The sequence below is a fragment of the Arthrobacter sp. OV608 genome, assembly GCA_900110595.1.
In the GTDB taxonomy this organism is placed as follows: domain Bacteria; phylum Actinomycetota; class Actinomycetes; order Actinomycetales; family Micrococcaceae; genus Arthrobacter.
Window position 1 is genome coordinate 109,723 of the sequence record FOEZ01000012.1, and the last position, 24,148, is coordinate 133,870.

Annotated in this window: 21 protein-coding genes, 1 tRNA gene, 1 other RNA gene and 1 pseudogene; 10 read left to right on the forward strand and 14 right to left on the reverse strand. The window is 65.8% G+C overall.

The features are described 5' to 3' along the window. Positions 1 to 214 precede the first annotated feature (214 nt). Positions 215 to 3,343 carry a S8 family serine peptidase gene (locus BMX78_RS15830; protein ID WP_091421119.1) on the forward strand — a complete coding sequence of 1,043 codons (3,129 nt, stop codon included), beginning with the start codon at positions 215 to 217 and terminating at the stop codon, positions 3,341 to 3,343. A gap of 69 nt (positions 3,344 to 3,412) precedes the next feature. On the opposite strand, the gene BMX78_RS15835 is transcribed toward BMX78_RS15830, so the two are convergent. The 4 genes from BMX78_RS15835 to BMX78_RS15850 are packed head-to-tail and all read right to left on the reverse strand — an operon-like array spanning position 3,413 to position 5,777. Next, positions 3,413 to 3,760, reverse strand: a complete 348-nt coding sequence (locus tag BMX78_RS15835; protein ID WP_091421121.1) for a serine protease inhibitor — start codon at positions 3,758 to 3,760, stop codon at positions 3,413 to 3,415. Beyond that, entirely contained in the window at positions 3,757 to 4,689 is a 933-nt protein-coding gene (locus BMX78_RS15840; protein ID WP_170850841.1) for a 3-methyladenine DNA glycosylase, read from the reverse strand. Before BMX78_RS15840 ends, BMX78_RS15835 begins: the two co-directional genes overlap by 4 nt. Then, a complete protein-coding gene (locus BMX78_RS15845; protein WP_091421126.1) occupies positions 4,667 to 5,272 on the reverse strand; it encodes an SSI family serine proteinase inhibitor in 606 nt (201 codons plus the stop codon). Before BMX78_RS15845 ends, BMX78_RS15840 begins: the two co-directional genes overlap by 23 nt. Before the next feature lie 34 nt (positions 5,273 to 5,306). Continuing rightward, positions 5,307 to 5,777 (reverse strand): MarR family winged helix-turn-helix transcriptional regulator, encoded by a 471-nt coding sequence (locus BMX78_RS15850; protein WP_091421132.1) that lies wholly within the window; start codon positions 5,775 to 5,777, stop codon positions 5,307 to 5,309. A gap of 77 nt (positions 5,778 to 5,854) precedes the next feature. Between BMX78_RS15850 and BMX78_RS15855 the strand changes: the two genes are divergently transcribed. Continuing rightward, positions 5,855 to 6,097, forward strand: coding sequence for a hypothetical protein (locus BMX78_RS15855; RefSeq protein WP_091421135.1), 243 nt, complete (start codon positions 5,855 to 5,857; stop codon positions 6,095 to 6,097). A 167-nt stretch (positions 6,098 to 6,264) separates the two neighbouring features. Further along, positions 6,265 to 6,480: a hypothetical protein gene (locus BMX78_RS15860; RefSeq protein ID WP_091421138.1), complete on the forward strand. Its 216-nt coding sequence runs from the start codon at positions 6,265 to 6,267 to the stop codon at positions 6,478 to 6,480. Between the two features lie 114 nt (positions 6,481 to 6,594). Here the strand turns inward: BMX78_RS15860 and BMX78_RS15865 are convergent, their stop codons facing one another. Continuing rightward, entirely contained in the window at positions 6,595 to 7,953 is a 1,359-nt protein-coding gene (locus tag BMX78_RS15865; RefSeq protein WP_091421139.1) for an aspartate kinase, read from the reverse strand. Between the two features lie 252 nt (positions 7,954 to 8,205). Between BMX78_RS15865 and BMX78_RS15870 the strand changes: the two genes are divergently transcribed. The 3 genes from BMX78_RS15870 (at position 8,206) to BMX78_RS15880 (ending at position 11,480) form a co-directional block, all read left to right on the forward strand. After that, the gene (locus BMX78_RS15870; RefSeq protein WP_091421142.1) at positions 8,206 to 9,165 is read left to right on the forward strand and encodes an ABC transporter ATP-binding protein; all 960 of its coding nucleotides are present in this window, start codon (positions 8,206 to 8,208) and stop codon (positions 9,163 to 9,165) included. Continuing rightward, positions 9,162 to 10,307, forward strand: a complete 1,146-nt coding sequence (locus tag BMX78_RS15875; protein ID WP_091421145.1) for an ABC transporter permease — start codon at positions 9,162 to 9,164, stop codon at positions 10,305 to 10,307. The genes BMX78_RS15870 and BMX78_RS15875 overlap by 4 nt, the downstream gene beginning before the upstream one ends. Positions 10,308 to 10,403: 96 nt before the next feature. Then, complete coding sequence (locus BMX78_RS15880) at positions 10,404 to 11,480, forward strand: hypothetical protein (RefSeq protein WP_091421149.1); 1,077 nt, start codon at positions 10,404 to 10,406, stop codon at positions 11,478 to 11,480. Here BMX78_RS15880 and BMX78_RS15885 read toward each other — a convergent pair. The 5 genes from BMX78_RS15885 to BMX78_RS15905 form a co-directional block, all read right to left on the reverse strand. Next, positions 11,472 to 12,068: a GNAT family N-acetyltransferase gene (locus tag BMX78_RS15885; protein WP_091421152.1), complete on the reverse strand. Its 597-nt coding sequence runs from the start codon at positions 12,066 to 12,068 to the stop codon at positions 11,472 to 11,474. The two genes, BMX78_RS15880 and BMX78_RS15885, sit on opposite strands and share 9 nt — an antisense overlap. A 12-nt stretch (positions 12,069 to 12,080) precedes the next feature. Then, entirely contained in the window at positions 12,081 to 12,680 is a 600-nt protein-coding gene (gene recR, locus BMX78_RS15890; RefSeq protein WP_091421154.1) for a recombination mediator RecR, read from the reverse strand. A 36-nt stretch (positions 12,681 to 12,716) separates the two neighbouring features. Next, a complete protein-coding gene (locus BMX78_RS15895; protein WP_091421157.1) occupies positions 12,717 to 16,148 on the reverse strand; it encodes a DNA polymerase III subunit gamma and tau in 3,432 nt (1,143 codons plus the stop codon). 51 nt (positions 16,149 to 16,199) lie between these two features. Further along, an RNA gene (gene ffs / locus BMX78_RS15900) (signal recognition particle sRNA small type) lies at positions 16,200 to 16,296 on the reverse strand. Positions 16,297 to 16,314: 18 nt separating this feature from the next. Next, the gene (locus tag BMX78_RS15905; protein WP_091421160.1) at positions 16,315 to 16,665 is read right to left on the reverse strand and encodes a YqfO family protein; all 351 of its coding nucleotides are present in this window, start codon (positions 16,663 to 16,665) and stop codon (positions 16,315 to 16,317) included. A 326-nt stretch (positions 16,666 to 16,991) separates the two neighbouring features. Here BMX78_RS15905 and BMX78_RS15910 point away from each other — a divergent pair. Beyond that, positions 16,992 to 17,076: transfer RNA gene (locus BMX78_RS15910), tRNA-Ser, on the forward strand. Positions 17,077 to 17,136: 60 nt separating this feature from the next. On the opposite strand, the gene BMX78_RS15915 is transcribed toward BMX78_RS15910, so the two are convergent. Next, positions 17,137 to 18,063 (reverse strand): oxygenase MpaB family protein, encoded by a 927-nt coding sequence (locus tag BMX78_RS15915; protein ID WP_091421162.1) that lies wholly within the window; start codon positions 18,061 to 18,063, stop codon positions 17,137 to 17,139. A 134-nt stretch (positions 18,064 to 18,197) separates the two neighbouring features. On the opposite strand from BMX78_RS15915, the pseudogene BMX78_RS15920 reads away from it, so the two are divergent. After that, a pseudogene (locus BMX78_RS15920) lies at positions 18,198 to 18,932 on the forward strand (M23 family metallopeptidase); the annotation flags it as partial. A gap of 251 nt (positions 18,933 to 19,183) precedes the next feature. Here the strand turns inward: BMX78_RS15920 and BMX78_RS23160 are convergent. After that, positions 19,184 to 19,636: a hypothetical protein gene (locus tag BMX78_RS23160; RefSeq protein ID WP_170850838.1), complete on the reverse strand. Its 453-nt coding sequence runs from the start codon at positions 19,634 to 19,636 to the stop codon at positions 19,184 to 19,186. A 131-nt stretch (positions 19,637 to 19,767) separates the two neighbouring features. On the opposite strand from BMX78_RS23160, the gene BMX78_RS15930 reads away from it, so the two are divergent. Both BMX78_RS15930 and BMX78_RS15935 read left to right on the forward strand, forming a co-directional pair. After that, positions 19,768 to 20,253, forward strand: a complete 486-nt coding sequence (locus tag BMX78_RS15930; RefSeq protein WP_091421204.1) for a glutathione peroxidase — start codon at positions 19,768 to 19,770, stop codon at positions 20,251 to 20,253. 160 nt (positions 20,254 to 20,413) lie between these two features. Then, positions 20,414 to 21,343: a phosphodiesterase gene (locus BMX78_RS15935; protein ID WP_091421164.1), complete on the forward strand. Its 930-nt coding sequence runs from the start codon at positions 20,414 to 20,416 to the stop codon at positions 21,341 to 21,343. A 77-nt stretch (positions 21,344 to 21,420) separates the two neighbouring features. Here BMX78_RS15935 and BMX78_RS15940 read toward each other — a convergent pair whose 3' ends face one another. Further along, the gene (locus BMX78_RS15940; protein WP_091421207.1) at positions 21,421 to 22,836 is read right to left on the reverse strand and encodes a stealth family protein; all 1,416 of its coding nucleotides are present in this window, start codon (positions 22,834 to 22,836) and stop codon (positions 21,421 to 21,423) included. Between the two features lie 286 nt (positions 22,837 to 23,122). Beyond that, positions 23,123 to 24,052 (reverse strand): hypothetical protein, encoded by a 930-nt coding sequence (locus BMX78_RS15945; protein WP_091421167.1) that lies wholly within the window; start codon positions 24,050 to 24,052, stop codon positions 23,123 to 23,125. Positions 24,053 to 24,148: the final 96 nt, after the last annotated feature.

Consider the following 24,148-nt stretch of genomic DNA (forward strand, 5'->3'; position numbering starts at 1 on the left):
GGCGCCCTTTTTCGTGCCCGGCAACCGGGCCTGCCCGCGAACCGCATGACTAGAAAAAATCTGCCTTGGTGTCCTATGTCATATTTGGCTCTCACTCTGTACCCTTTGAATCGGCCGGTGTCACGGAATGACAAGATCTGTAACTTCGTGTGCCGGGCCAGTCGTTTCGGGCCCCCAACCATGGCTGGGCCGGTACCTCTCGAAAGGGTTGCACGTGAGATCAACTGGAAAGAGCCCCGTAAGGGGCGGGGGATTCCGGAGGGCTGCGGCGCTGGCCGTGGCCCTGCCGCTTCTCCTCACCCCGATGGCCGTCACTCCCGCCACCGCGGCGCCGGCCGGACAGGTTCTGCCGCCCGCTGCCAAGAAAACCGCGCCTGTTGAGTTCAAGGACGGCCGCTACGTTGTTGTGCTGGCAGGTGCGGCGGCTGCCGCTTATGAGGGTGAGACCCCGGGGCTTGGGGCAACCAAACCGCAAAGCGGCCGGAAACTGGACTCCGGAAGCGCCAACTACAAGGCTTATGACGCGCACCTTCGCAAGCAGCAGCGTGACGTGGCGGCCAGCCAGGGCGCCACACCGCAAAAGCAGTTCACGGCTGCCCTCAACGGCTTCACCGCCGAACTGACCGCCGCCCAGGCGATGGAACTGTCGAAGGACCAGCGCGTTCTCCTGGTTGCTCCCGACGTCGAGAACCGGCCCGATTACACCACCACCGACTTCCTCAAACTGACCGGGCCGGAAGGTGCGTGGGCCAAGCAGTTTGGCGGCGAGGCCAACGCCGGCAAGGGCGTTGTGGTGGGAGTCATCGATTCCGGCTACGCCCCGGACAACCCGTTCCTCCAGGGCGAGCCCGTCCAGCCCCTGAGCGGTCCCGCCCAGGTTGGCGTTCCCTACCGGACCGCCGACGGCAAGATAGCCATGCTGAAGGCAGATGGCACCACCTTCGAGGGCGAGTGCCAGATGGGCCAGGGAACCGGGGCGGCGTTCGATGGCTCCCTCTGCAACTCCAAGGTCATCGGTGCCCGCTACTTCGCCGATTCCTTCCTGCAGTACGTGGCCCCCGCGAACCGCGCCCCGGAGGAACTCATCTCTCCGGTGGATGTGGGCAGCCACGGTACCCACACCGCCACCACTGCGGCGGGCAATGCGAACGTGGAGCAGGTTATCGACGGCGCAAGCTTCGGCAAGAGCTCCGGCGTCGCCCCCGCCGCCAAAGTCTCCGTCTACAAGGTCTGCTGGGAAGACACCAACCCGGACACCGGCGGCTGCTACTCCTCGGCATCGGTTGAGGCGGTGGAAGCTGCGGTCAAGGACGGCGTGGACGTCCTGAACTACTCCATTTCCGGCAACAACAACGGCACCACCGATCCGGTGGCACTGGCCTTCCTGAACGCCGCCGCGGCAGGCGTTTTTGTCTCGGCTTCGGCCGGCAACTCGGGCCCCACCGTTTCCACCGTGAACCACGCTTCACCGTGGCTGACCACCGTGGCCGCGTCCACCTTCCCCAGCGATCTGCTGGGCACCGTCAAGGTCTCGGACGGCTCGGTCTACCGGGGAGCCTCCATCATGAAGACCGAAGTCGCAGACAAACCTGTGGTGGTTGCTGCCGCTGCGGCAGCGGCCGGGGCCGCCAACCCGAACCTGTGCGGCCCCGGCTCTCTCGATGCTGCGAAGGTATCCGGCAAAGTGGTGGTCTGCGACCGCGGCGTGGTGGACCGGACGGCCAAGAGCCAGGAGGTCCAGGACAAGGGCGGCGTGGGCATGATCCTGGTGAACCTGACCAGCAGTTCCGAAGACGCGGACAACCACGTGCTGCCCACCGTGCACGTCAACGCCCCCAAGAGCCTGGAACTGAAGTCCAAGCTGGAGGCCAACCCCGCGCTGACCGTCAGCCTCGTCAAAGGCGACCTGACCGGCCTGCCCCCTGCCCCCGCTCCCCAGATCGCCGGTTTCTCATCACGTGGTCCCACCCTCGCATCGGGCGGAGACCTGCTGAAGCCTGACATCGCGGCTCCGGGAGTCAACGTCCTTGCCGGCGTCTCCACCATCGGCAACCACGGGGATCAGTTTGGCTTTATGTCCGGCACGTCCATGGCGGCACCGCATATTGCCGGCTTCGGCGCACTGGTGCTCAGCAAACAGCCCAAGTGGACGCCCGCGATGGTCAAGTCCGCCATGATGACCACGGCCTACCCCCTCGTCAACGCGGACGGTACGCCCAACACGGATCCGTTCCAGGGCGGAGCCGGGCACATCGATTCAACCCGCGTCCTGGATCCGGGCCTGGTCTATAACTCCGGCATCAAGGACTGGCTGGGCTTCCTCAACGGCCAGGGTGTGGACACCGGCGCTCCGCAGGCCGGCACCATCGCCGCCCGGGATTTGAACCTGCCGTCCATCGCGCTCGGCAGCCTGGTGGGCGAGGTACAGGTCAAGCGCCAGCTGACCGCCCTGGTCCCCGGCATGTACCGGCCGGAGGTCAACCTGCCCGGCTTCAACGTCCAGGTGGAACCGAAAGCACTTAACTTTGCCAAGGCAGGCCAGACCCGCGAAGTTACCCTGACCATCCGGAACGTAAGCGCACCGGTGGGCAAATTCAGTACAGGCAGCCTGACCTGGAAGGGTCCCCGCACCGTAAGCTCGCCGATCGCCATCCGGCCGGTTGACGCACAGATCGCACCCTCCTTCTCCTTCAGTTCACCCGCCGGAAGCGGCAGCGGCACCATGGAACTGGTTTCAGGGTCGGACAGTCCCATCGGCGTTGGCGTGGAAGGCCTGGCTCCGGTGAGCCAGACGGCCATCACCAAGACTCCCGGGGAGTACGCACCGGCCAACGATGCCCACAACGCACTGCTTCAGGTGGCAGTGCCGGAAGGGGCCTCCTTCGCCCGGCTGGGTGTCCAGGCGCAATCCGACGACGTCGACTGGGACATGGTGGTCTATGCACCCAATGGCGCCGGGGGACTGACGGCCACCCAGGTGGCGACCGCCTCGGCCAGTGAGTTCCTGGATCTGGAGGCCCCCCGGGCGGGCACCTACTACATCGTGGCCAGCCTCTACTCCACCCCGGACAATGGACCGGCCACAGCGACAGTCCAGGCCGTGACCTTTGCCGGGGATGCCGGCAACCTCAGGGTGGATCCGAACCCGATCGCGGCCCCGAACGGAACCGCCACGGCGGCCACGCTCTCGTGGACCGGCCTGTCCGAAGGGGCTTACCTGTCCCGCCTGAGCCTGGGCAATAACGGCATCAGGACCTGGGTCAACGTCCAGGTGGGCGCAGCCTCCGTTGCCCCAGCGGGCGCTCCGCAGGTTGCCTTCGCGGACGGCGTGCCTGCGGCCTAGCAGTTACTCGAAAAGCAGGGTCCCGGGCGGTTGGAAACCGCCCGGGACCCTGCTTTTCTCCCGCGAAACCTAGGTGCTGCCCCACGCACCGCCGGCGCTGCCCAGCAGCGGCGCCATCGCCCTCCACCTGGCGATTTCGCAGCCATCCGTACGGGTGAAAACCGATTCAACAACCCGGCCGTGGAACGTCCCGGTGACCACGGCAACCTGGGGCCCGCCGTACTGCTGGGTGCACAGTTTGGGCGGCCCGGGTTTCGGAAAGAAGATGTCCTCACCGTGAGTCCGGACCGCGGTCAATGCAGCTTCGGGGTCCGGCAGGGTGCTGGCAGCGGAAGGGCCGTTATCGTCGGCCACCAGCCGGAATAGGTATTCGGCTGCGCCGGGGTCCTCCCGCAGCCTGATGGTCAGGTCGATCATGCCGCTCCGTTTCCCCCGAGTGCGGCAAGTTCAAGGGCAAGCTTTTCGCGAAGTCCGGCTGCCTCGGCCGCGAAACCACGCTGGTGTTCCACGTAGGCGGCCTTGCCCTGCGGGGTTTCGATGGCAATGGCCGGGTAACCCCACTCTGCGAGGTCGTAGGGGGAAGCCTGCATGTCCATAATCCGGATGCGCCAGGACAGTTCAAAGCAGTCCATCACCAGTTCGCTGGGCAGGGCCGGCAGCAGCTTGTAGGCCCATTTGTACAGGTCCATGTTGGCGTGCAGGCATCCCGGTTGCTCCAGGTGCCGCTGGAACTCGCGGCTGGGAGCCAGTTCATTGAGCGGGATGGCGTCCGGGGTGTAGAAACGGAAGGCATCGAAGTGGGTGCAGCGGATCCGGTTGTCCTCCACCACCTTGTCCGTCCCCGCTGAGCCGAGGCGCAACTGCAGGTACTCGTGCCGGAGGTCAAACCGGTCCTGGTGGTAAACCATGGCCCATTCGTGCAGGCCGAAGCAGCCAAACTGGGCGGGCCGCGCAGCGGTGCCGCGGAGGATGATGCCGGCAAAGGCGACGGCATCCTTGCGGTCGGCAAGGAACCCGGCCCGGTCCAAGGTGAGAGCGGTACTTCCCGTGGGCAGCCCGAGGGAGGCGAGTTCGTCGTCGTCGAGCGTCCGGTAGTGTTTCCAGCCGCGGCGCGCGGCCGCTTCCCCGCCCGCAAGGACGACGCCGGCACCCGGGTGCCAGCGCCGGAGCTGGCCTGGTTTCTGGGTGTAGTAGGTGAAAAGGAAGTCCTCCACCGGATGCTTTTGTCCGGCGGAGCGCCGGGCGAGGTAGGGGTCCGCATAGCGGCTGACGCGCTGGTGGTGGGCTTCCTCCCTCTCCCGCCATTCGTCCGCCGCGAGGACCCTAAGCTGCTCCACCGCTGGCACCGATGACGTCCTTTGCCGCGTTCCAGGCGCTGATCTCGCAGCCGTTGGTGCGTTTGAAGGCGTCATCAACAGGGACGCCGTCCACCACTCCCGTCACCGTGGCTTCCTGCGGACCGCCGTACTGCTCCGTGCACGCCTGGTCGGTCCGGAGCGCCGGGGAGGCCAGCAGTGCCGCGTTTTCTTTCAGGGCGGAGCAGGCGGCCGCAGCAGTGGGGTGCTTGCTCTCGGCGTCGGGCATGCCGTCGACGCAGACCAGCGTGTAGTGGACCTCCGGCTCGGCTGCGGATGGCTTATAGGTGATGGCCAATTCAGCATTGCCCTGCCCCGGGCCGGCCGACGGCCCTGCGGGTGGTTCGGGGGAGGGCGCCGGAATGGTGGATTCGGCGTCGGGGGCGGTGCTGCCGGACGGCGCTGCGGAACCCGGCGATGCTGATGAAGAAGCGGGGGCTGCGGGGCTGCCCGAGGTGCCGCCGCCCTGCCCGGAGGAACAACTTGGCACCAGCAGGAGGGCAGTCAGCAGGAGTACTGCTGATGGCACCGTGCCTGAAAGCACTTGGTGCCCGCGCCGAGGCCTGTCCGTCATGCTGCCATTCTACTGCCGCAGCATCATCGCCCGGCTAAGCCTGCCGGCCGTTGGAGGTGGCTGCGATCAGGCCCATCATGGACGCGTGCAGCTCGCCCACCTGGTCACGGGTCAGGCCCAGGCGCTCCATCATGGTCCCCGGGACATTGAGCGCCTCCTGCCGCAGCGCCGCACCCGCCGGCGTCAGGTCAACGGCGAGGGCGCGCTCGTTGCCGTCCACCCGCCGTCGGGAAATCAGGCCCGAGGACTCAAGGCGACGCAGCAGGGGCGAGATGGTGGCCGGTTCCTGTGCGAGGGCATCACTGATGTTCCGTACGGTGCGGGGGCTGGATTCCCAGAGGCACAGCATCACCAGGTACTGCGGGTGGGTGAGGTTCATCCTCTCCAGCACTGGCTTGTAGGCTCCCACTACGCTGCGCGCCGCCACGGTCAGCGCGAAGCACAGCTGGTGTTCCAGCAGCAGGTCATCGTCCTGGGTGGTGTCAGTACCGGTCGCGGGGTTCATTAGGCCTCCAATTGTTAGTGCACTAATTATTAGCGTACACTGTTACCAGTAGATGGGTGACTGGAAGGAGTCGGTTCATGGGTAAGGCAAGCTCCGGAAGCAAGGGAAACGCTTCCCAGCGCTTCATGCGGGCAACGGGCAAGCTGCGGGCCGTTTTCGGACCCGCGAGCCGCACGTCCCTGATCCACGACATGACCGAGGAAAACCGCCGTCTCCTGGCCCAGCGCGAGGCTGAAACCCAGCAGTGGGAGACCCTCACGCGCCCCGACGGCAGCACCTATGTGGTGCCCCGGAACCCTGACGACAAATCCCTTCGCTGACCCTGCTGCCGGCCCTGTGCCGGCTGCGCTCGTTTCCCGGCAGCCCGCCGGTTTTGGTGGGCTGCTGATCCTTTTTAAGGTGCCGGGCGTAAAATAAGGGCACTGGCTCCGCCAGGATTTTCTTGGAATCGCTCTTTCCCCGGTACGCGGGAGGGGGGTGGAAAACAGTGGCACATTTCATCGATGGGTTCATGAGCCTGACGGACAGGCTCCGCTTCTTCTTTGGCCCCGCCGCCCGGGTGGACTCCAGTCTGCCGGTGGTACACAAGCATGACGAGTTCGAGCAGGCCTCGGAAGAGGAACTGACGCACTTTGTGGTGGAAACCGATACGTCAGGCCACCACTATGCGGTACGCCGCGACGACCTCGAGAAGGAGGCCTGACCCTGGCAGCGCAGCTGCGGCCAGACCCAAAAATGCACTGGTGACGGACTGAGTCCGTCACCAGTGCATTTTTACTGAAAGTCGGTTTTGCAGGTCCCGCGGTGCGGCGAGCTGTTAGCGGCCCGTGCCGCCGTACACAGTGGCTTCGCTCTCGCTGTCCAGCTCAAAGGCCCGGTGGATGACCCGTACGGCCTCGTCCAGCAGGTCGGCATGCGTAACAACCGAGATGCGGATCTCCGAGGTGGAGATCATGTTGATGTTGATGCCGGCATCCGAGAGTGCCTTGAAGAACGTGGCGGACACGCCTGGGTGCGACCGCATCCCGGCGCCGATCAGGGACAGCTTGCCGATCTGTTCGTTGTACTCGATGGTTTCAAAACCGATCTGGTCCTGTGCTGCGTGCAGCGCTGCCAGTGCGTCGGCGCCTTCCACGATGGGCAGCGTGAACGAAATGTCCGTCCGGCCGGTGCCGTGGGTGGACACGTTCTGCACGATCATGTCGATGTTCGAGTGGGCATCGGCAATGACCTGGAAGATGGCAGCAGCCTTGCCGGGAATGTCCGGCACACCAACAACGGTGACCTTGGCTTCGGAACGGTCGTGCGCGACGCCGGAGATGATTGGCTGCTCCAAGGCAACTCCCTCTTGAGTGGTGATCTTGTCTTCGGCGCTGGGGATGACCCAGGTGCCTTCGTGCTGGCTGAATGACGAACGGACGTGCAGTGGCACGCCGAACCTGCGCGCGTACTCCACGCAGCGAAGGTGCAGGATCTTGGCTCCCGACGCCGCAAGTTCAAGCATTTCCTCGCTGGAGATCGTATCGATCTTCTGGGCTGAGGGGACCACCCGGGGGTCGGCGGTGTAGATACCGTCCACGTCCGTGTAGATTTCGCAGACGTCCGCCTCAAGTGCTGCTGCGAGTGCCACCGCCGTAGTGTCCGAACCGCCGCGGCCCAGGGTGGTGATCTCGTTCGTGGCGCGGCTCATGCCCTGGAAGCCCGCCACGATGGCGATGTTTCCCTTGTCGAGTGCGGTGCGGATCCGGTGGGGGTCGACGTCGATGATCCGGGCCTTGCCGTGGATGCCATCGGTGATCATGCCGGCTTGGGAGCCGGTGAAGGACTGGGCGGAGGCGCCCAGCTTGTTAATGGCCATGGCAAGCAGCGCCATGGAGATACGCTCACCGGCGGACAGCAGCATGTCCATTTCGCGGGCGGGGGCCGAGTCCGTCACCTGGGCGGCCAGGTCCAGGAGTTCGTCAGTGGTATCGCCCATGGCGGAGACCACCACAACCACTTCATTGCCGGCAGCATGGGCGTCCACAACGCGCGCTGCCACCCGTTTGACGCCGTCGGCATCCGCCACGGACGATCCGCCAAACTTCTGCACGATCAGCTGTTTGGTTACTGCGCCGCCGGCGGGCAGCTCCTGTGCCTGCTTTGCGTTGTGCACTTCTGTAGTGGGCGTACTCATGCGCGAACCTTCACTGGATCAAATTGGAGCCGGCCCAAGCAGCGGTGATGCTGTGTTGGCCCTGACCCGGGGGAACTTGCGCCGTTGTTGGCGCGACTTCGTGGCACCAGTTTATCGCCGCCCGCGGTCAGGGGTTGAATTGTGACCGAATCCTGGGCGTTGGGAAGCGTGCCGCCAGCATCCGCGGGCGTACGCTCAAAAGTGTCAGCGTGCATCAAAAAACTGTGGGGGACAGGTGCGTTATACATGCCAATGATTTCTGAGTTATCGGACGGTACGGCAGGGCTGGAGCCCGACGGCGGCATCACGGCTCATGCCGTCAGCCGCAGCTTCGGCACGGTACACGCCGTCGAACATATGGACTTCCATGCCCCGGCAGGCAAGGTGACCGCTCTGATCGGGCCAAACGGGGCCGGCAAAACTACGCTGCTGCTGATGCTGGCGTCGTTGCTGGCGCCCGACCAAGGCAGCATCAGTGTGGGCGGCCTCGATCCGCGCCGGGATCGCGCGGAAGTACGCAGCCGGGTTGGCTGGATGCCGGACACCCTGGGTGTGTGGGAGTCGCTCACCGCCCGTGAAATCCTCACCCAGATGGCCCGCTTCTACCGGCTTCCGGCCCAGGGCATCGGACGGCGGGTCGCGGAGCTGCTGGAACGCGTCCGGCTGGACGACCTGGCCGACCAACCGGCGCGGGTGCTGTCCCGCGGACAGCAGCAGAGGCTCAGCCTGGCGCGGGCCCTGATCCACGATCCTTCCGTCCTTCTGCTCGACGAACCGGCATCGGGCCTGGATCCAGGCTCCCGCGTGGAGCTTCGGCTGATGCTGCGGGAACTGGCGGCAGAGGGTAAGGCGGTGGTGGTTTCGTCCCACGTGCTGAGCGAACTGGACGAAATTGCCGACGGCGCCGTGTTCGTTAACAAGGGCCGTACCGTCAGGCAGCAAACCACTGAGCAGGCTGCCGCCGCCGGTCGGCGCTACGCCGTCACCGCCTCCGACATGGAGGCGCTCGCTGCCAAACTGGCCGGGCTGGGGCTGGCGTTCCGGCGCGAGGACGGACGCCGCCCGGCTCTCAGCCTGATGCTGGGCGGTGACAGCGACGCCGAGCGGCTGCTGCGTGACCTGGTGCTTGCCGGCGTCGGGGTGACCTCCTTTGCCCCCGCAACAGGCGCCCTTGAAGAGACCTACATGAGCCTCGAAGGGGAGCTGCGATGAGCCACGCAACAAAGGACCGGCAGGACACCGGCGGCAGGACAACGGGCGGTTACCTGCCCGGCATTCGGGATGTGGTGGTGCTTGAGCTCAAGCAACGGCTGCGGTCCCGCGGCTGGTACATCATGCTGGCCATCTGGTTTGTCCTGACCGGCCTCGTGACCTGGCTGACCTGGGCCAGCTGGAACGCCAGCCAGGAGGCGCAGCGCGGATACCCAGGCTACGTGGCGCCGCCGGACACCGGTCCAGGATCCATGATCTTCGAGGTGGTCCTGGCATTCGTCCTGCTCTTTGCGCTGCTGGTTGCCCCGGCGCTGTCCGCCAACGCCGTTAACGGCGACCGGGCCGGCGGCACTCTGGCCATCCTCCAGGTAACCCTGCTGCGGCCCGGCCAGATCCTGTGGGGCAAATTCGTGGCGGCGTGGGCGGCGGCCCTGGCCTTCCTGGTGGCCAGCACGCCCTTCCTGGTAATCGGGGTGGCGCTGGGCGGCATGACTCCCGGCCACGTCCTGGTGGCGCTGCTCATGCTGGCAGTTGAGGTGGGAGTTGTCTGCGCCATCGGTGTTGGCATCTCGGCGCTCGCGGGCCGGCCACTGTTTTCGATCGTGGTCACGTACCTCGCCGTGGCCGGCCTTGCCGTGGGCACCCTGATCGCCTTTGGGCTGGGAACAGGGCTTACGCAGGGGACCATTATGGCCAACCAGGCCCAATACCGGGCGTACGAGCCGCTGTCCCGGGAGGGAGGCCAACAGGGGCCCATTGAACCGGAGTACACGTGCTCCGGACCGCTGCAGGAGCAGAGCGCCATGCGGACCGAACGGGTGGCCTGGTTGATAGCAATGAACCCTTACGTGGTGGTGGCCGATGCGATCCCGTACGAGGACCGTTCGCAGGAGCGCAACTACTCGTCAGTTGGCGCAATAGAGACCATCAGCCAGGGTGCCCGGTATGCCATGGCAGGTCCGGAGGGCACCTTCCCGTGTGCGAACGGCGAGGTCAAACCGCGGTATCTGGCGCAGTCCACCCCGCTGTGGCCTTTGGGACTGGGCCTGCAGCTGTTGGTGGCCGCACTCCTGATGTGGCTGGGTTGGCGTGCGCTTCGCACGCCCGCCCGCAAACTGGCGCGGGGAACCCGCATAGCGTAGCTGCTCCTGTGGACAGGCCCGGCACGGTGGACCACGATGGGGTTAGCCCCGTGAGCACCGGGGCTGGGCCTGTTGTGGGATACGGGGGCTTGGACTGTGGCCGGTGACGAACGGCAGGACGAGGGCTTCGGCGTCGAAGAACCTGTGTACGAGGTTATTGGCGCAGGCGGGACCATCCCTGCGGCCGCAGAAGACGATGATTCCCTGCCGCCAAGCCCGGGCGCCGCCCGCGTGGTCCTGCGCCAGGCCTTGGTGGACGTCGCCCGGATTGTCGTCTCCAGACGCTTCTGGTGGCAGTCAGCCACCATTTTCCTGGCGTCCCTGGCCGCTGGGTTGCTGACGGTGATGGTGGCAACCGGAGGTGACGTTCCGCCCGATGCGCCCGGAGGCGTCTACGTTCTGGCCGCGGCGATCCTGGTTCCGGTTACCTGCGTGCTGGCGATCAGATGGGCACGCCATCGGGGCAGGACGGACGAGGACGGGGAGCCTACGGCGGAGGGGCCGTTCCTGGCCTGGACGGTGGCTTGTGGCCGCGGGGTGGTTTTTACGTTGCTGGCTGCGCTGTTCCTGCTTTGCCTTGCCTACGCAACGGAATCATCCCCTGCCGTAGCCGTTATAGCGGCCGCTGTGGCCCTGTGGGAGGTCCTGGTTTTTGCTGCGATCGGGGCGGGAACGCTGTGGTGGTTCGGCAAGAACACTGGACGGGCCGTGGCATGGAGTGCGGCCTTCCTGCTCCTGCTCGGAAATGTCCTTGCCGTGGCGGCGCTTCTTCCCGCCGTGCGAACCTCGGAACGGGTCCTTGTTGCTGTAAACATAGAACGTGACGGCGCCGGGCGGTTGGTGTCGTGGCAATGCTTGCCCGAACTGCGGGGTTTCACGGAGGTTTATCACACCGAGAGGATCGCCTGGATAGCTGCGAGCAATCCGCTGATCCTGTTCAGCATGCTGGCCGGGGAATCCGGTTCCCAGGATGACACGCTGGCATGGTTTCCCGGAGCGATGCAGGAAGCCGCTGATGCTTCACAGGTTCCCTGCGTGGAGGGCCGGGAGCGCGACGGCGCAGTGGACGGAGTGCCACTGGCAGCCGTCGGCATCGGCGTGCAAGCGGCTGTGGGCGGGGTTTTCCTTGGCGGGGGTTATGCGGCGACCAGGCGCCGGTCCGCCTCAGGGTGATGAATCTGGACTTTCCAGCCGGAACATCAGCAAGGGAAGGCCTTTGCCGGCGCTTTCCGGATATTCGGGGGAAACTGCATCCGGCCGGAACCCGAGACTGCGGAGAAGCCGGATGGATGGTTTGTTCGGTTCATAGACCGCCGCTGCAACAGTGTTGATCCCGCGCTGGGCGAAGAGCCAGGTCACCAGGGCGGCCGCAGCCTCACGTCCGTAACCGTGGTGGTGGTAATCGGGATGCAGGACGTAAGCCAACGCGGCGTGCCCGGCAGGATGCCGTCCGGGGGCCAGCATGCCCGGCCTGGAGACGGCAGTGCTGTTCCAGGTGCGCGCATCCCCGATCACCTCCCCGGACTGCCGCAGGGTGATGGCCCAGCAGTAGTTGAACCAGTCGCCGGCTGATGCCTCGGCAAGGACCAGGAGCTCTTTGAGCCTTGCCCGGTTGGCCTCGACGGAGAGCGGCTCGTGGGAGAGGTACCGGGTGGCGGCGGGATTGCTGCGGTAACTGTGGATGGCGGCCTCGTCCGAGCCCTCGACGAGCCGCAGGACGAGCCGCTCGGTGACGAGCGGTTCGATCTCACCCGGGGGCATCGCCGGCCGGCCTCAGGTGAGGGCGTTCCGGCGGCCCTCGAAGGCGCGCCCCAGCGTGACCTCGTCGGCGTATTCAAGATCGCCGCCTACGGGCAGTCCGGACGCGAGCCTTGTCACCGCGATCCCGATGGTTTTCAGCATCCTGGCCAGGTAGGTGGCCGTCGCCTCACCCTCGAGGTTGGGATCGGTGGCGATGATGACTTCCTGGATGGCGCCGTCGTTCAGCCGGGTGAGGAGCTCGCGGATCCGCAGCTGCTCCGGACCGATGCCGGCAATCGGATTAATGGCACCGCCCAGTACGTGGTACCTGCCCCGGAACGAGCGCGTACGTTCCACGGCGAGTACGTCCTTGGATTCCTCCACCACGCAGATCACCGCGGGATCGCGCCGGGGGTCACGGCAGATGTTGCAGAGCTCCTGCTCAGTGACATTGCCGCAGACCGTGCAGAACTTGACCCTTTCCTTCACGGTGGTGATGGCTTCCACCAGCCGCTTCATGTCCTGCGGGTCCGCTTCAAGGATGTGGAACGCCAGCCGCTGGGCGGATTTGGGTCCCACGCCGGGAAGGCGTCCGAGCTCGTCAATCAGCTCTTGGACAGCACCTTCGTACACGTTTTCCTCTTTAGCTAGGAGCGGATAGTGGTTGGATCAGTAGCGGGGCGGCACTGGGCTGCCGTCGAGGGAGCGTTCTTCGATCAGCTTCCCGCCAAGGATACGTTCCACCGCAGCACGGCCGAAGACGCCGGATGCCTCAATGGTCTCATCGTCCGGGCTCGGGATGTCCTGGACAAAAGTGGCTGCGGCCGGGACGGCGCGGGCAGGGGCTTTTGCCCGGCCTGCCTCTGCCTCAGGGCTGTTGGACAGACGCTGGTAAAGGCTCTGCCGCGTGCCGGCAGGTGCCGGGGCCGCCGCAGTAGGGGCAGTCGGAGCAGGGGCAGGCGACGCCACGGAAGCAGCCGGTGCGGGGGCGGGGGCTGGCCGCGCTGCAGCAGCCGGCGCAGCCACCTGAGCGGCCGACGCCATGGCGAACTCTCGAGCACGTTCCGGCGCTGGTCCGGAGGATCGGCTGCCCTGGCCTGCCTCTTCACCCGTGGAAGGGGCAGTTGTTGCCAGGCCCCACTCGGCATCCACGGCGGAGGCCGTACTGGTAACCGGTATGGACGGGGGAATTTGCGCAGCGGCGGGTTCGTAGTGGTGGGGCGGCGTGGAGGCAGGAGCTTCCGTTTCCGCGATGCCGGCAGCTGCCGGTTTCCCAATGTTGCTTTCCTCGCCGACTACCCAGACACCCGGCGCCTGTTCCACCGCGCGGGTCCAGGGATCGTGCGGTGCGTCCCCTCCGGTTGCGGGCGTCGCCGGCACGGTTCCGGTGCCTGCCGGGGTATCAGAGTTTGGCCGGGTTCCGGGCTGGCGGGCCGGCAGGTTTCCCATGGCTGAAGCGACGGGTGGAACAGTTGCCCGCGAGCCCCCGCTGGTCTGGCCCGCCGAACCACCCCGGGTGGAGCGGGGCTCTGGGCGCGCCGAAGGGTCCCAGTCCAGGGGAGGCTCTTCATCCAGCGGGGGAGCGTCCTCGTCCCGGGGCGGTCCCCAGTCGTCGTCAGAGTACGAGTAGTCGCCGGGGGCGCCGCTGTACGGGTCGGCGGGGGCCGAAGGTGCGGCGGAATTGCCTGCCGCCGGTTGGGCTGAAGGGGCCGGAGTGGAAGGGACTGCCGGAGCTGCGCCCGCCGGTTGGGCAGGGCGGGTGGCTGGCGTCCGGGCTGCGATGACACCGGTGGCGGGTGCGCCCTGGACGTTCGCCTCTTGGTGATGTCCGGAGTCCGACGCTGCAGGCCGTTCCCCTGCCGTATTGGTCCCGGGGTGGCCCGCAACGCTTCCAGGAGCTTGCTCCTTGCCGGGAGCCGTAGCAGCACCGGATGGTGCTGGTGTTTCTGGCGTCTCTGGTGTCTCTGGTGACGCGGTAGCGGCGGCCGCGGGGGCCAGTCCCCAGGCAACATCGGCTGACGTTGCCGGGGCGGGCCGGCTAGCGGGTGCTTTTGGGTTTGGTTCAGAGCTCGTCCGGCCGCCGCTGCCGGCCACCGCGGTGATCTGGCAGTCAATGCCCACAGTTTTGTGGATTGCCTGCCGCAGGTTTTCCGAGTGGTCTGCCCGGCCAAAGGCGCCCGCGAGTCCGGAGGTGGTGAACGAAAGAGTAAGCGTGTGTCCGTCGAAGGCGCTCACCTGGGCGTTCGGCTCAACGAGCGCCCAAGTGCTGCGCTTGATTTTCGACAGGGTCTGCAGGACGTCCGGCCAAGCGCGGCGCAGCACTTCCACGTCGCCCATGGCGGGCGGGGGAGCGGGTGCGGCGGGCCCCGCGGAAGCCGGGCCAGGTTGCGCGTGCCCGGCAGGAACGGTTGCGGGTTGGACGGGCTGAGCGGGTTGGACGGGCTGAGCGGGTTGGACGGGCTGAAGCGGGGCGGGCTCTGGCCGTAGGTCAGGCGTGTTCGGCTCGCCGGAGCGCGATCCAGCGGGGGCCGGGTGCGAACCAGCAGGGGCGGTCGAGGTTCCGGCGGAACCCTCTACCGGCCAGTCGCTGGTGCTCACGCGGGGCGCGGTCAGCGGCGCACGGTTTTCAGCGTCAGCCGGTGCAGCGGCGGCCGCAGGCCTGCCGTCCGGACCCGTTGCTCCCGCAGGACGCGCATTCTGTGGAGCATGCGCGGAAGCCGGTTGGGCCGCGGCACGCGCGGGGTTCGATGGTCCCGTCGGTGCCGGTTCTTGCACTGCTGGCGCAGGGCTGGCTGCTTCCGGCCGGGGAGCGCCGGGGACGGTTGCTGGGGCTGTTGCGGGGGCTGGTGCGGCGTTCCCAACCGGCACGGCGTGACCCGCAGGGGCAGGTCGGTGACCCGACTCGACGGCGGGAGCACCGACGTCGTTTCCGGCGTAATTGAGCCGGCGTTCCACGCGGTCAATCCGCGCCGCCATGCCGCGCTCATTCTGCTCGGAACTGGGCAGCAGGATCCGGGCACACAGAAGCTCCAGGTGGAGCCGGGGTGACGTGGCGCCGGTCATTTCGGTCAGGGCCGTGTTGGTGACGTCTGCAGCACGGGACAACTCGGCGGCGCCAAGGTTGTGGGCCTGGTTCTTCAGGCGCGCGATCTGGTCGGCAGGCATGCCGCGCAGTATGGTCTGCGCGCTTTCAGGCATGGCCTGGACGATGATGAGGTCGCGGAAGCGTTCCAGCAGGTCCTCGACAAACCGGCGGGGATCATGGCCGGTCTGGATGACCCTGTCCACGGCGCGGAAAACGGTGGCTGCGTCTGAGGCGGCAACAGCTTCCACCACGTCATCCAGCAGCGAGGCATGAGTGTAGCCAAGGAGCGCAACGGCCAGTTCGTAGTCCAGGCCGTTGGGCCCGGCGCCGGCCATCAGCTGGTCCAGGACGGAAAGGGAATCACGGACGGAACCGCCGCCGGCACGGACCACCAGCGACAGGACTCCGGGCGCCACCGGAACGTTCTCCTGGTTGCACAGCAGTTCCAGGTAGGCCATGAGAGGCTCGGGCGGCACCAGCCGGAAGGGATAGTGGTGTGTCCGGGAGCGGATGGTGCCGATGACCTTGTCCGGTTCCGTGGTGGCGAAGATGAACTTGATGTGTTCCGGCGGCTCTTCGACGATTTTCAGCAGCGCGTTGAAGCCTGCGGACGTGACCATGTGCGCTTCGTCAATGATGAAGATCTTGTAGCGGTCCCGCACGGGAGCGTACGTGGCCCGTTCGCGCAGGTCCCGCGCGTCATCCACACCGCCATGGCTGGCGGCGTCGATCTCGATCACGTCCAGTGATCCGGAACCGCCGCGGGCAAGCTCAATGCAGCTGGGGCAGGTGCCGCAAGGGGTGTCCGTGGGGCCCTTGGCACAGTTCAGGCAGCGCGCCAGGATGCGCGCCGAAGTGGTTTTGCCGCAGCCCCTGGGGCCGGAAAACAGGTAAGCATGGTTGACGCGGTTTTTCCGCAAAGCCGTCATCAGCGGCTCGGTGACATGCTCCTGCCCGATAACGTCAGCGAACGAATCTGGACGGTATCTGCGGTACAGGGCGGTAGTAACTGTCACAGAGAAAACCCTACCAATCCGGGCTGACAGTCTGCCGCCCTGTGGGGGAATAGTAAAGACCCCCCATGCACCCGCCAGAGCCCATTTACCCTTGCTACCTTCCGGTCCTGGGGGAGTTCAACAGGATGACGCCACATGAGGGGCCGCCAGTTACTTTACCCGAAGTTCAGGCTCGACTCGAATCGGCCCCGGGGGAGGGCCAGCCCGCAACCTTCCAACTCATCAAGGCAGGTTCCTCGTACGGGTGCGCGGCCCGCAGGGCTTCGACCACGCCTTCAAGCAGCGGCCCTTCCACCATGCATTCAACCCGGTCCTCGGCCACTTCTTCCGGCGTGCCCACCCGCCCCTGGTGAGGATTGGCGCCGTCCTGCGGGATGAAGCGGCCTGTTCCCCGGGAGGTGAAGGAACAGTGCGAGTAGTTTCCGATCCGGCCCGCGCCCGCATCGCCAATTGCCTCCAGGACCTGCTGGGTGTGCGTTGCTGGAACGTAAAACACCAGGGCGTGCAGTTCGCTCATGCCTCCATGGTTCCCTATCGGTCCCCGCAAAGGCTCGGCAATTCATTGCTTATCTACGCGCCAGCCACGATCATGGGTATGTACACCGATTGGGGCAATCTCAAGATTGTGAGCTGCGAGGCCTGGCTGAACGGAGCCGGACCCGGCAGCTCAACGGGGTTCCGATGGAATGGGCGCGTTGGGGGCGTCCATTTCTGGGTTAAGGCCCGGGCAGCCACCTCCTGGGAACAGTCGGGAACCGGCCCCAAACTGGGCACCGAAGCGCCAATTGGGCGATGCGGAAAAGTTCAGGTAGTCTAGTACCTGCTTTTGATTCAGAAGCAGTTGGAGAATTCGCCTAGCGGCCTATGGCGCACGCCTGGAACGCGTGTTGGGTTAACGCCCTCGGGGGTTCAAATCCCCCATTCTCCGCCGGTTGGAACCCGGTCCCGCATTGGCGGGACCGGGTTCTTTCGTTTTTCCCCGCACCTATCAGGCTGCCTGAGCCTTCTCCGTGTATCCCAGCCGGCGAAGCCGTGCCCTTGCTGCAAGTTCGCTGGGGCCGCGCGGACCAAGGGCAAGCCGGACGACGCCGAGCACCACCTTGGTGGCCAACCTCACCGGCAATGGGAAAGGGCCCAGCCGTGGCACGGACAAGCCGAGCATCTGTCGGTATCGGGGCTCCAGGCTGTAGACCGCGCCGGCAAACAGGATGCGGTATCCCGGCCGAAGCATGGGATTCAGCGGGGCGTTCCGGATAAAATCCACGGTCTCAGCCACCCTGTGGTCCACGCGCAGTTCGCCGCTCCGGTACCAACGGTCCAGTTGCGCGCGCAGGTCCGCTTCGCTCAGCGGAGGATCCTCGACGCCCATCAGCCTCCCGGCCTGCGCCCATTCACGGACGTAGGCATCCGGGCCGCCGGGGATGGGACCACCCCAGAATTTGTGCGCGGTGAGGAACGCGTCCGTAAAGGCAAGGTGGATCCAAGCTGCCAGCTCCGGATCGTTCGCACTATAGGAACGCTCCGCCCCCTGGTTGTCCACGAACCTGCCCTGCACCTGCTCATGAAGGTGCTGCACGCGGCGTGACGCTTCCTCCCCCGCACTCCTGGACCCGTACGTCACCGTGAAGATCCACCGGATGGTCGCTGCCAGGCGGGCGAGGGGATCCTCACGGAAGTTGGAGTGCTCGTGCACACCGGAGAGGGCGCCCGGATGGAGGGATTGCATCAGCAGCGTTCTGATTCCGGCCACGATGGGGGACATGGAACCGTGCACTGCCCACACTGCCGAGCCCGGGAGGTGGTACCCGGGATCATCACCCTCGGCGAGCTTGGTTACCCAGTCCGGGACTGCATCGGCCCTGCCTGTGAACGTCTTCTTGAGCTCGTCCTGCCATTTGCGGAGGAAACTGCGCATATCCAATTCTTGCCTATGGGAAGACCGCGGTGGCCAGGGAGGCATGTACCGCAAGGTTTGCTCAATTATCCGGGCAAACCCGCGCTCGGGGCTTCACAGGCTTCGGGCGGTGTGGTCCCATGGGAAATACCGTCATGACGCGGGCGGTTGATTTATGTTCTGGAGTCAGTCTTTTGGGGCAACATCGAAGAGCAGATAGCCACGCACTGCCGCGCCGTCCTTATGGCTCCCTTGTGCGTGCCTTCGCCGCTTCGGGTGCCCTGGCCCTCTCCGTCTGGTCCTTGAATCTGGCGGGAGGCGTGCAGGAGCGGACAGCGGCGTCGGGTCCGGCTGTCGGGACCCCCCTTTCCGCCAGCCCCAACGCGGCTCCTGCGTTATCCGGACGCCAGGGCGATGCGCCGTCCGGCACTGTTGGCCCCAGTACTTTGCCGGCCACTATCGCCACCGATCCCCAGGCCCTGGTTCCCTTTCCCCGTCCGGCGCTCGGCAGCTATGCCGGAGACAAGCCGCTGCCCTTGTCGGTGGGGGCCGCTGGACTGGGCAGGCCGCCGGCCGGCTTCCTGCGGGCGCCGCTTGATCTGCTCAACCCCAGCTCACCCTTCGGTTTCCGCGTAAGCCCCCTGTCCGGAGCCACCAACGACTTCCACCTTGGCCAGGACTATGCCGCGCCATGCGGAACAAAGGTCTACGCCGCTGACTCTGGCGTGGTCCGGGCCGCTGGCTGGCACCCTTGGGGCGGGGGCAACAGGGTGGAGATCGACCACGGCAGCGGGCTGATCACCACCTACAACCACCTCGAAGCCATTGCCGTGCGCACGGGCGACAGGATCAATGTTGGACAGTTCATCGCCGAGGTGGGTACCACCGGATGGTCTACAGGTTGCCACCTGCATTTCGAGACCATCCTTAACGGACGCCATGTCAATCCGCTGACGTGGGGATTGCTGCCGGTGCGTCCCCTGGCAGACGACGGGGCCGAAGAGCTGCGCAGCTTCGCGCCAGGCAGCGGTTCCCCACTGGGCTGGCTGCAGTGGATCATACCTGTCAGCCTTGGTCCGGACGACCATGACGGTCAAGATGCTGCAGGATCGTCTGCGGCGCTGGCCTCCCCCCTTCCCAGTCAGGCGACTGCCTCGCCGGGTGATCCGTCCCCGACGCCGACGCCCACGGCGACACCGGCTGGGCCTACCGTGACGCCCACACCGACGTCAACACCGACTCGGTCGACCGCGCCCACGCCGACAAGGACGCCATCGCTGGACCAGCCGACCGCGCCCACATCGACGACGATGCCAACAATGACGCCGACGCAGACCCCGATCCCGGCGCTGACTCCGACGCCGACGCCTACCCAGGCTCCGATCCCGGCACTGACTCCGACGCCAACACCTACCCGGACCCCGATCCCGGCACTGACTCCAACGTCGACGCCTACCCAGGCCCCGATCCCGGCGCTCACACCGACGCCTGCTGCACCTGACCCCGCCACTGTTGGTCCGCCGTCGGCCGCTCCGTCCCCCACGGCGACTGAAGCAACTTCCCCGGCCGGCCCGGCGCCGGCAAGCCCGTCCATCGGGGCAGCCTGTGTGCGGCCCGGCGAAACGCACCCGGGAAACCTGCCCAGGAAAAATCCAGCCCCCACCAGTACACTGGCGGATCGGCAACGAATTTCCCCTGATGAACAACTTCCTGAGGACGCAGCCTGTGACATCCCTGTACCCGATCCCGCTGACCCTGAATGACGGAACCCAAACTGATTTCGGCAGGTTCAAAGACAAAGTGGTGATGGTGGTCAACGTCGCCTCCAACTGCGGCCTGACACCCCAGTACTCGGCGCTGGAGGCGCTGTATCAAAAGTTCCGCGACCGCGGGTTCGAAATCCTGGGGGTCCCGTGCAACCAGTTCGCCGGCCAGGAGCCGGGCAGCGACAGTGAAATCGCGGAGTTCTGCGAGCGCAATTATGGTGTGGGCTTCCCTCTGACGGTGAAGGCCGACGTTCGGGGCAAGGACCAGCACCCGCTCTACGCTGAGCTGACCAAATTCAAGACAGGGCTGCTGCCCGGACTCGTGAAATGGAACTTCGAGAAGTTCCTGGTCAACCGGGACGGCCAAGTGGTGGCCCGCTTCGCACCAACAGTTGAGCCGGACTCGGCGGAAGTCATCGACGCCATCGAAGGCGCTCTGGGCTGAGGCTGCGCCTTGCCGAATTAATTCCAGGAAAGCGCAGTTCTTTTAGCTTTTTCCACATCGGCTTCGGCGATTCACCCAAAGTTTGCCAAATGTCTGATTGGATAAAGATTACTGAAGGGTAGAAGGGAAGAACCGCTTCCCCCCGACCACAGAGGCAGCAATGGAGCACATCGAGGCCGAACACCCCCGGCCACGCCACTTCCTACTCCACCTGAGCGATCCCCACCTGTTGGGAGGTCCGGACCCCCTCTACGGCGTCGTAGACAGCGAAAAGCGGCTCATGCAGCTCTTCGACGAGGTCAAAGCATCCGGTGCAAGGCCCGAAGCCGTCATCTTCACCGGAGACCTGGCAGACAAAGGCCATCCGGAAGCCTATGCGAAGCTCCGGGCCATCGTTGAGCCAGCCTGCCAGGAACTGGGCGCGGAAGTCATCTGGGCCATGGGTAACCACGACAACCGGGCGAACCTGCGGAAGGGCCTCCTGGACCAGCCCGGAAACGACGCCCCGCTGGACCACAGCTACTTCATCAACGGCCTGCGCGTCATTACCCTGGACACGTCAGTCCCGGGGTTCCACCACGGCGAACTTGATGACTCCCAGCTCAAATGGCTGGCACGGGAACTGGAGACCCCGGCCCCGGACGGCACCATCCTGGCCCTCCACCACCCGCCGGTCCCCTCGGTCCTGGACCTGTCGGTCCTGGTGGAGTTGAGGGACCAGGCATCCCTTGCAGCGGTGGTCCGGAACTCGGATGTCCGGACCATCCTTGCCGGCCACCTGCACTACTCCACCACAGCGAGCTTTGCCGGAGTCCCCGTCTCAGTCGCCTCGGCGAGCTGCTACACGCAGGACCTGAACGTTCCCGTGGGCGGTACCCGGGGGCAGGACGGCGGGCAGGCGTTCAACCTGGTGCATGTTTACGAGCACACCATCGTGCACTCAGTGGTCCCGATGGGACGTTCGACGACGGTGGGCGAGTATGTGTCGCCGGAAGAGACTGCACGGCGGCTGGCAGCGGCCGGGGTCCGCATCCCGGAGACGGTGAAGCGGCGGACCGGCGTGAAGCCCGGCCTGCCCACGAGCCGGTAGGAAGGCCTGCCAGGACGGCGCGAGAGGAAGTGCAGCGAAGTCCGTGCCGCCCAGCGGCACGGACTTTGCCTTTGCGCCTATTTCTCCCAGGGCGCCTTGATGGGGAAGTACTTTTCGAGGAAGTCCGTGACCAGCTCGGCCCGTTCGTCCGCATCGACTTCGGGGAAGCTGCCATCGTTCAGGCAGAAGAAGTCCATGTTGCGCTTGGCCAGCAGCTTGGGCAGGTAGTTCAGCCCGGCGCGCATGGTGGTGTCAACGTAACGGACCTTGGCGGCCGTCTGGGTGACCGCGCGGCCCGTGAGCAGCGCGTAGTAATGGTAAAACGAGTTGGTGACGGAAATGTTGTCCGCCGCACGGAACCGGCTCGCAGCCGTTTTCCGGAATTCTTCGGGGAATTCCTGCTCCATTTGCTCCACCAGGCTCCGCCGCAGCGGGGCTGCGGTGTGCTCCAGGTGGCGGGTGGTGATCCGCCCGAACCGGTTCCACAGCAGTTTCCTGTTGACGCGTGCGGCGTTCTCGAAGCCGCTGCGCTCAGCGGCGTTCTCGCCCAGCCCGATCCTGGTTTCGGCCTCGATGAACTTGGTGATGCCGCCCGGGGTGAAGAACATGTCCGGGCCCACCGCCCGGCCGAAGAACATGTCATCGTTCGAATACAGGAAGTGCTCTGAAAGCCCTTCGATGTGGTGGAGCTGGCACTCCACCGCCTGGGAATTGTGGGTGGGCAGCACGGCAGGATCCGCAAAGAACTCTTCGCTGCGGACAATGGTGACTGCAGGATGGTCCGCCAGCCAGGCAGGGGCGGGGGAGTCCGTGGCGATAAAGATGCGGCGGATCCACGGCGCAAACATGTAGACGGAGCGGAGCGCGTACTTGAGTTCGTTGATCTGCCGGAACCGGGCTTCGTGGTCGTCGCCTTCACCCAGGACCACGCCCTGCTGCTGCGAGCGCCGGGCTGCGATGTACTCGGGGGAGCTGCCGTCCACCCAGGAGAACACCAGATCGATGTCGAAGCTGATGTCGCTGGCATGGTCGGCGAACATGTTTTCGATGGTGGGCCAGGTGTGGCCGTAGCGTTCCACTGTGCCGCGCACGGCATCCTGCCGCAGGAGCGTGCGGCGGGTGAGGGAGTTCTCGATCGGCAGGATCAGCTGCTCGCCTTCGAAGGCCCATAGCTCGATCTGCACGCCCGCCGAGGCGCCGAATTCGAATCCGCCCCCGGGTTCAACGCGGGGACGGTACAGGCGGAAAATGCGTGCCTGCCGGTTGGAGGAGAGCTCGCCGTCGGCCACCAGGACAGAGGTTTTCTTTTTGGCATCCACCGTCATGGAGTAGAACGGCTCGTCCCGGCAGGCATCCACCAGGGCAGCCCGGAGCTTCTTCCGGTCCTTCCAGTCCAGGGCAAGGACGGGCCGGTCGTTGTTGCCGCGGACCAGGAGGTAGGCCAGGTCGTTGGTCACCAGGAGATTGCGCAGGAACAACAGGTCCTCAACCATGGCCTGGTAAGGAGTCCTGTTGTAGTTGATCAGGGCGTAACGGCCCTTGTGCCTGATGACATCGGGGCGGTGCCTGAGCCGCTGTTCCGCTGCGGCAGAGGTAACCTCTGCATGAAACTGTTCTTCTACGGACGCCTGGCTGCCGTAGTAGACCTCGTCCTGTACCGGTGCTTCTGTAATGGTGTTCTCCGAGCTGGTCAATGTAAGTAAGCCTTCCTACCTGCATGATAGCCGCGAGGTGGAAACGGCAGGTTTCCGGCCGGGGTCACCCGGCCGCGGAAGGGGCTCAGGCCCCCAGCGACTCCCGCCAGCTGCGCAGGAAAGCGCCGCCGGCGTCGTCGTGGATCACTGAGGAATCCAGCCCCAGGTCCGCGGCGGTCAGGACGTCGTAGGGCTTGTCCGGAACACCGTCGGCCGGGCGGACGTCCACGTGTTTTACGTCGTGGTCGTTGTGGTGGAGCCAGTCTGCCATGGCGTAGTCCGTGCGGGAGTCACCCACCGTCCGCCAGGCCTGCGGCGTGATGCCCTGGGCGGCCAGCAGTTCCACCGCCCGGCTGGCGCCCAGGTCCTTGCCCAGCCGCACCGACTCAATGTCGGTGGAAATAATGGTGGGGTCCACGCGGTAGTCCACTTCGTCGTCGGAATTGGGGGCGTGGTGGTCCAGCCGGACCACGCCGAGGCCGTGGCGGGACATCAGGTCCATGGCGTCGGCGTCGAAGAGTTTTTGTTCGGCCAGGTATTCGGCGCTGGGGACCTCGATGTGTTGTTCCACGGACACCATGGCCCGCTTGGTTTCGTCGAAGAACATGTGCGCGGAGTAGTCCTCGGCCACCATCCGGCGGATATCGTCGCCGTAGGCGGCGGGCACGGCCAGTTCGCGGTCCACATGGATGGGGCCGGGGCCGGCAGCGGTGTAGCTGAACCAGACGGCGCCCTTTTCGCAGATGGCGTGGATGATGGTGCCCGCGGGAATCCCGGCCTCGATCATCGGCTCCATCACCTGCCCGCGGATGAAGGCGTCCGAGCGGCCGGTATTGAAGATGACAGGAATGCCCGCCGCGGCCAACGCCACAAGGTCAAGGATGATCTCCTGTTTCACGTCGCGGGTCACCGGGCTCGCCACGGGTCCGTCCACGTCCAGCAGCAGCGCGAGGGGAGGCGTGGCGGGCGGGCGCACACCAGGGCGGGAGGTGGCAATGGACTCGGTTGCTGTCATGGCTCCATTCTGTCAGCAGCGCCGTAAAGTCCCGGCCGCGCGCTGCAAAGATCACCGCGTGTGACACATGGTCACTGTTTGGCTACAACCTGACCG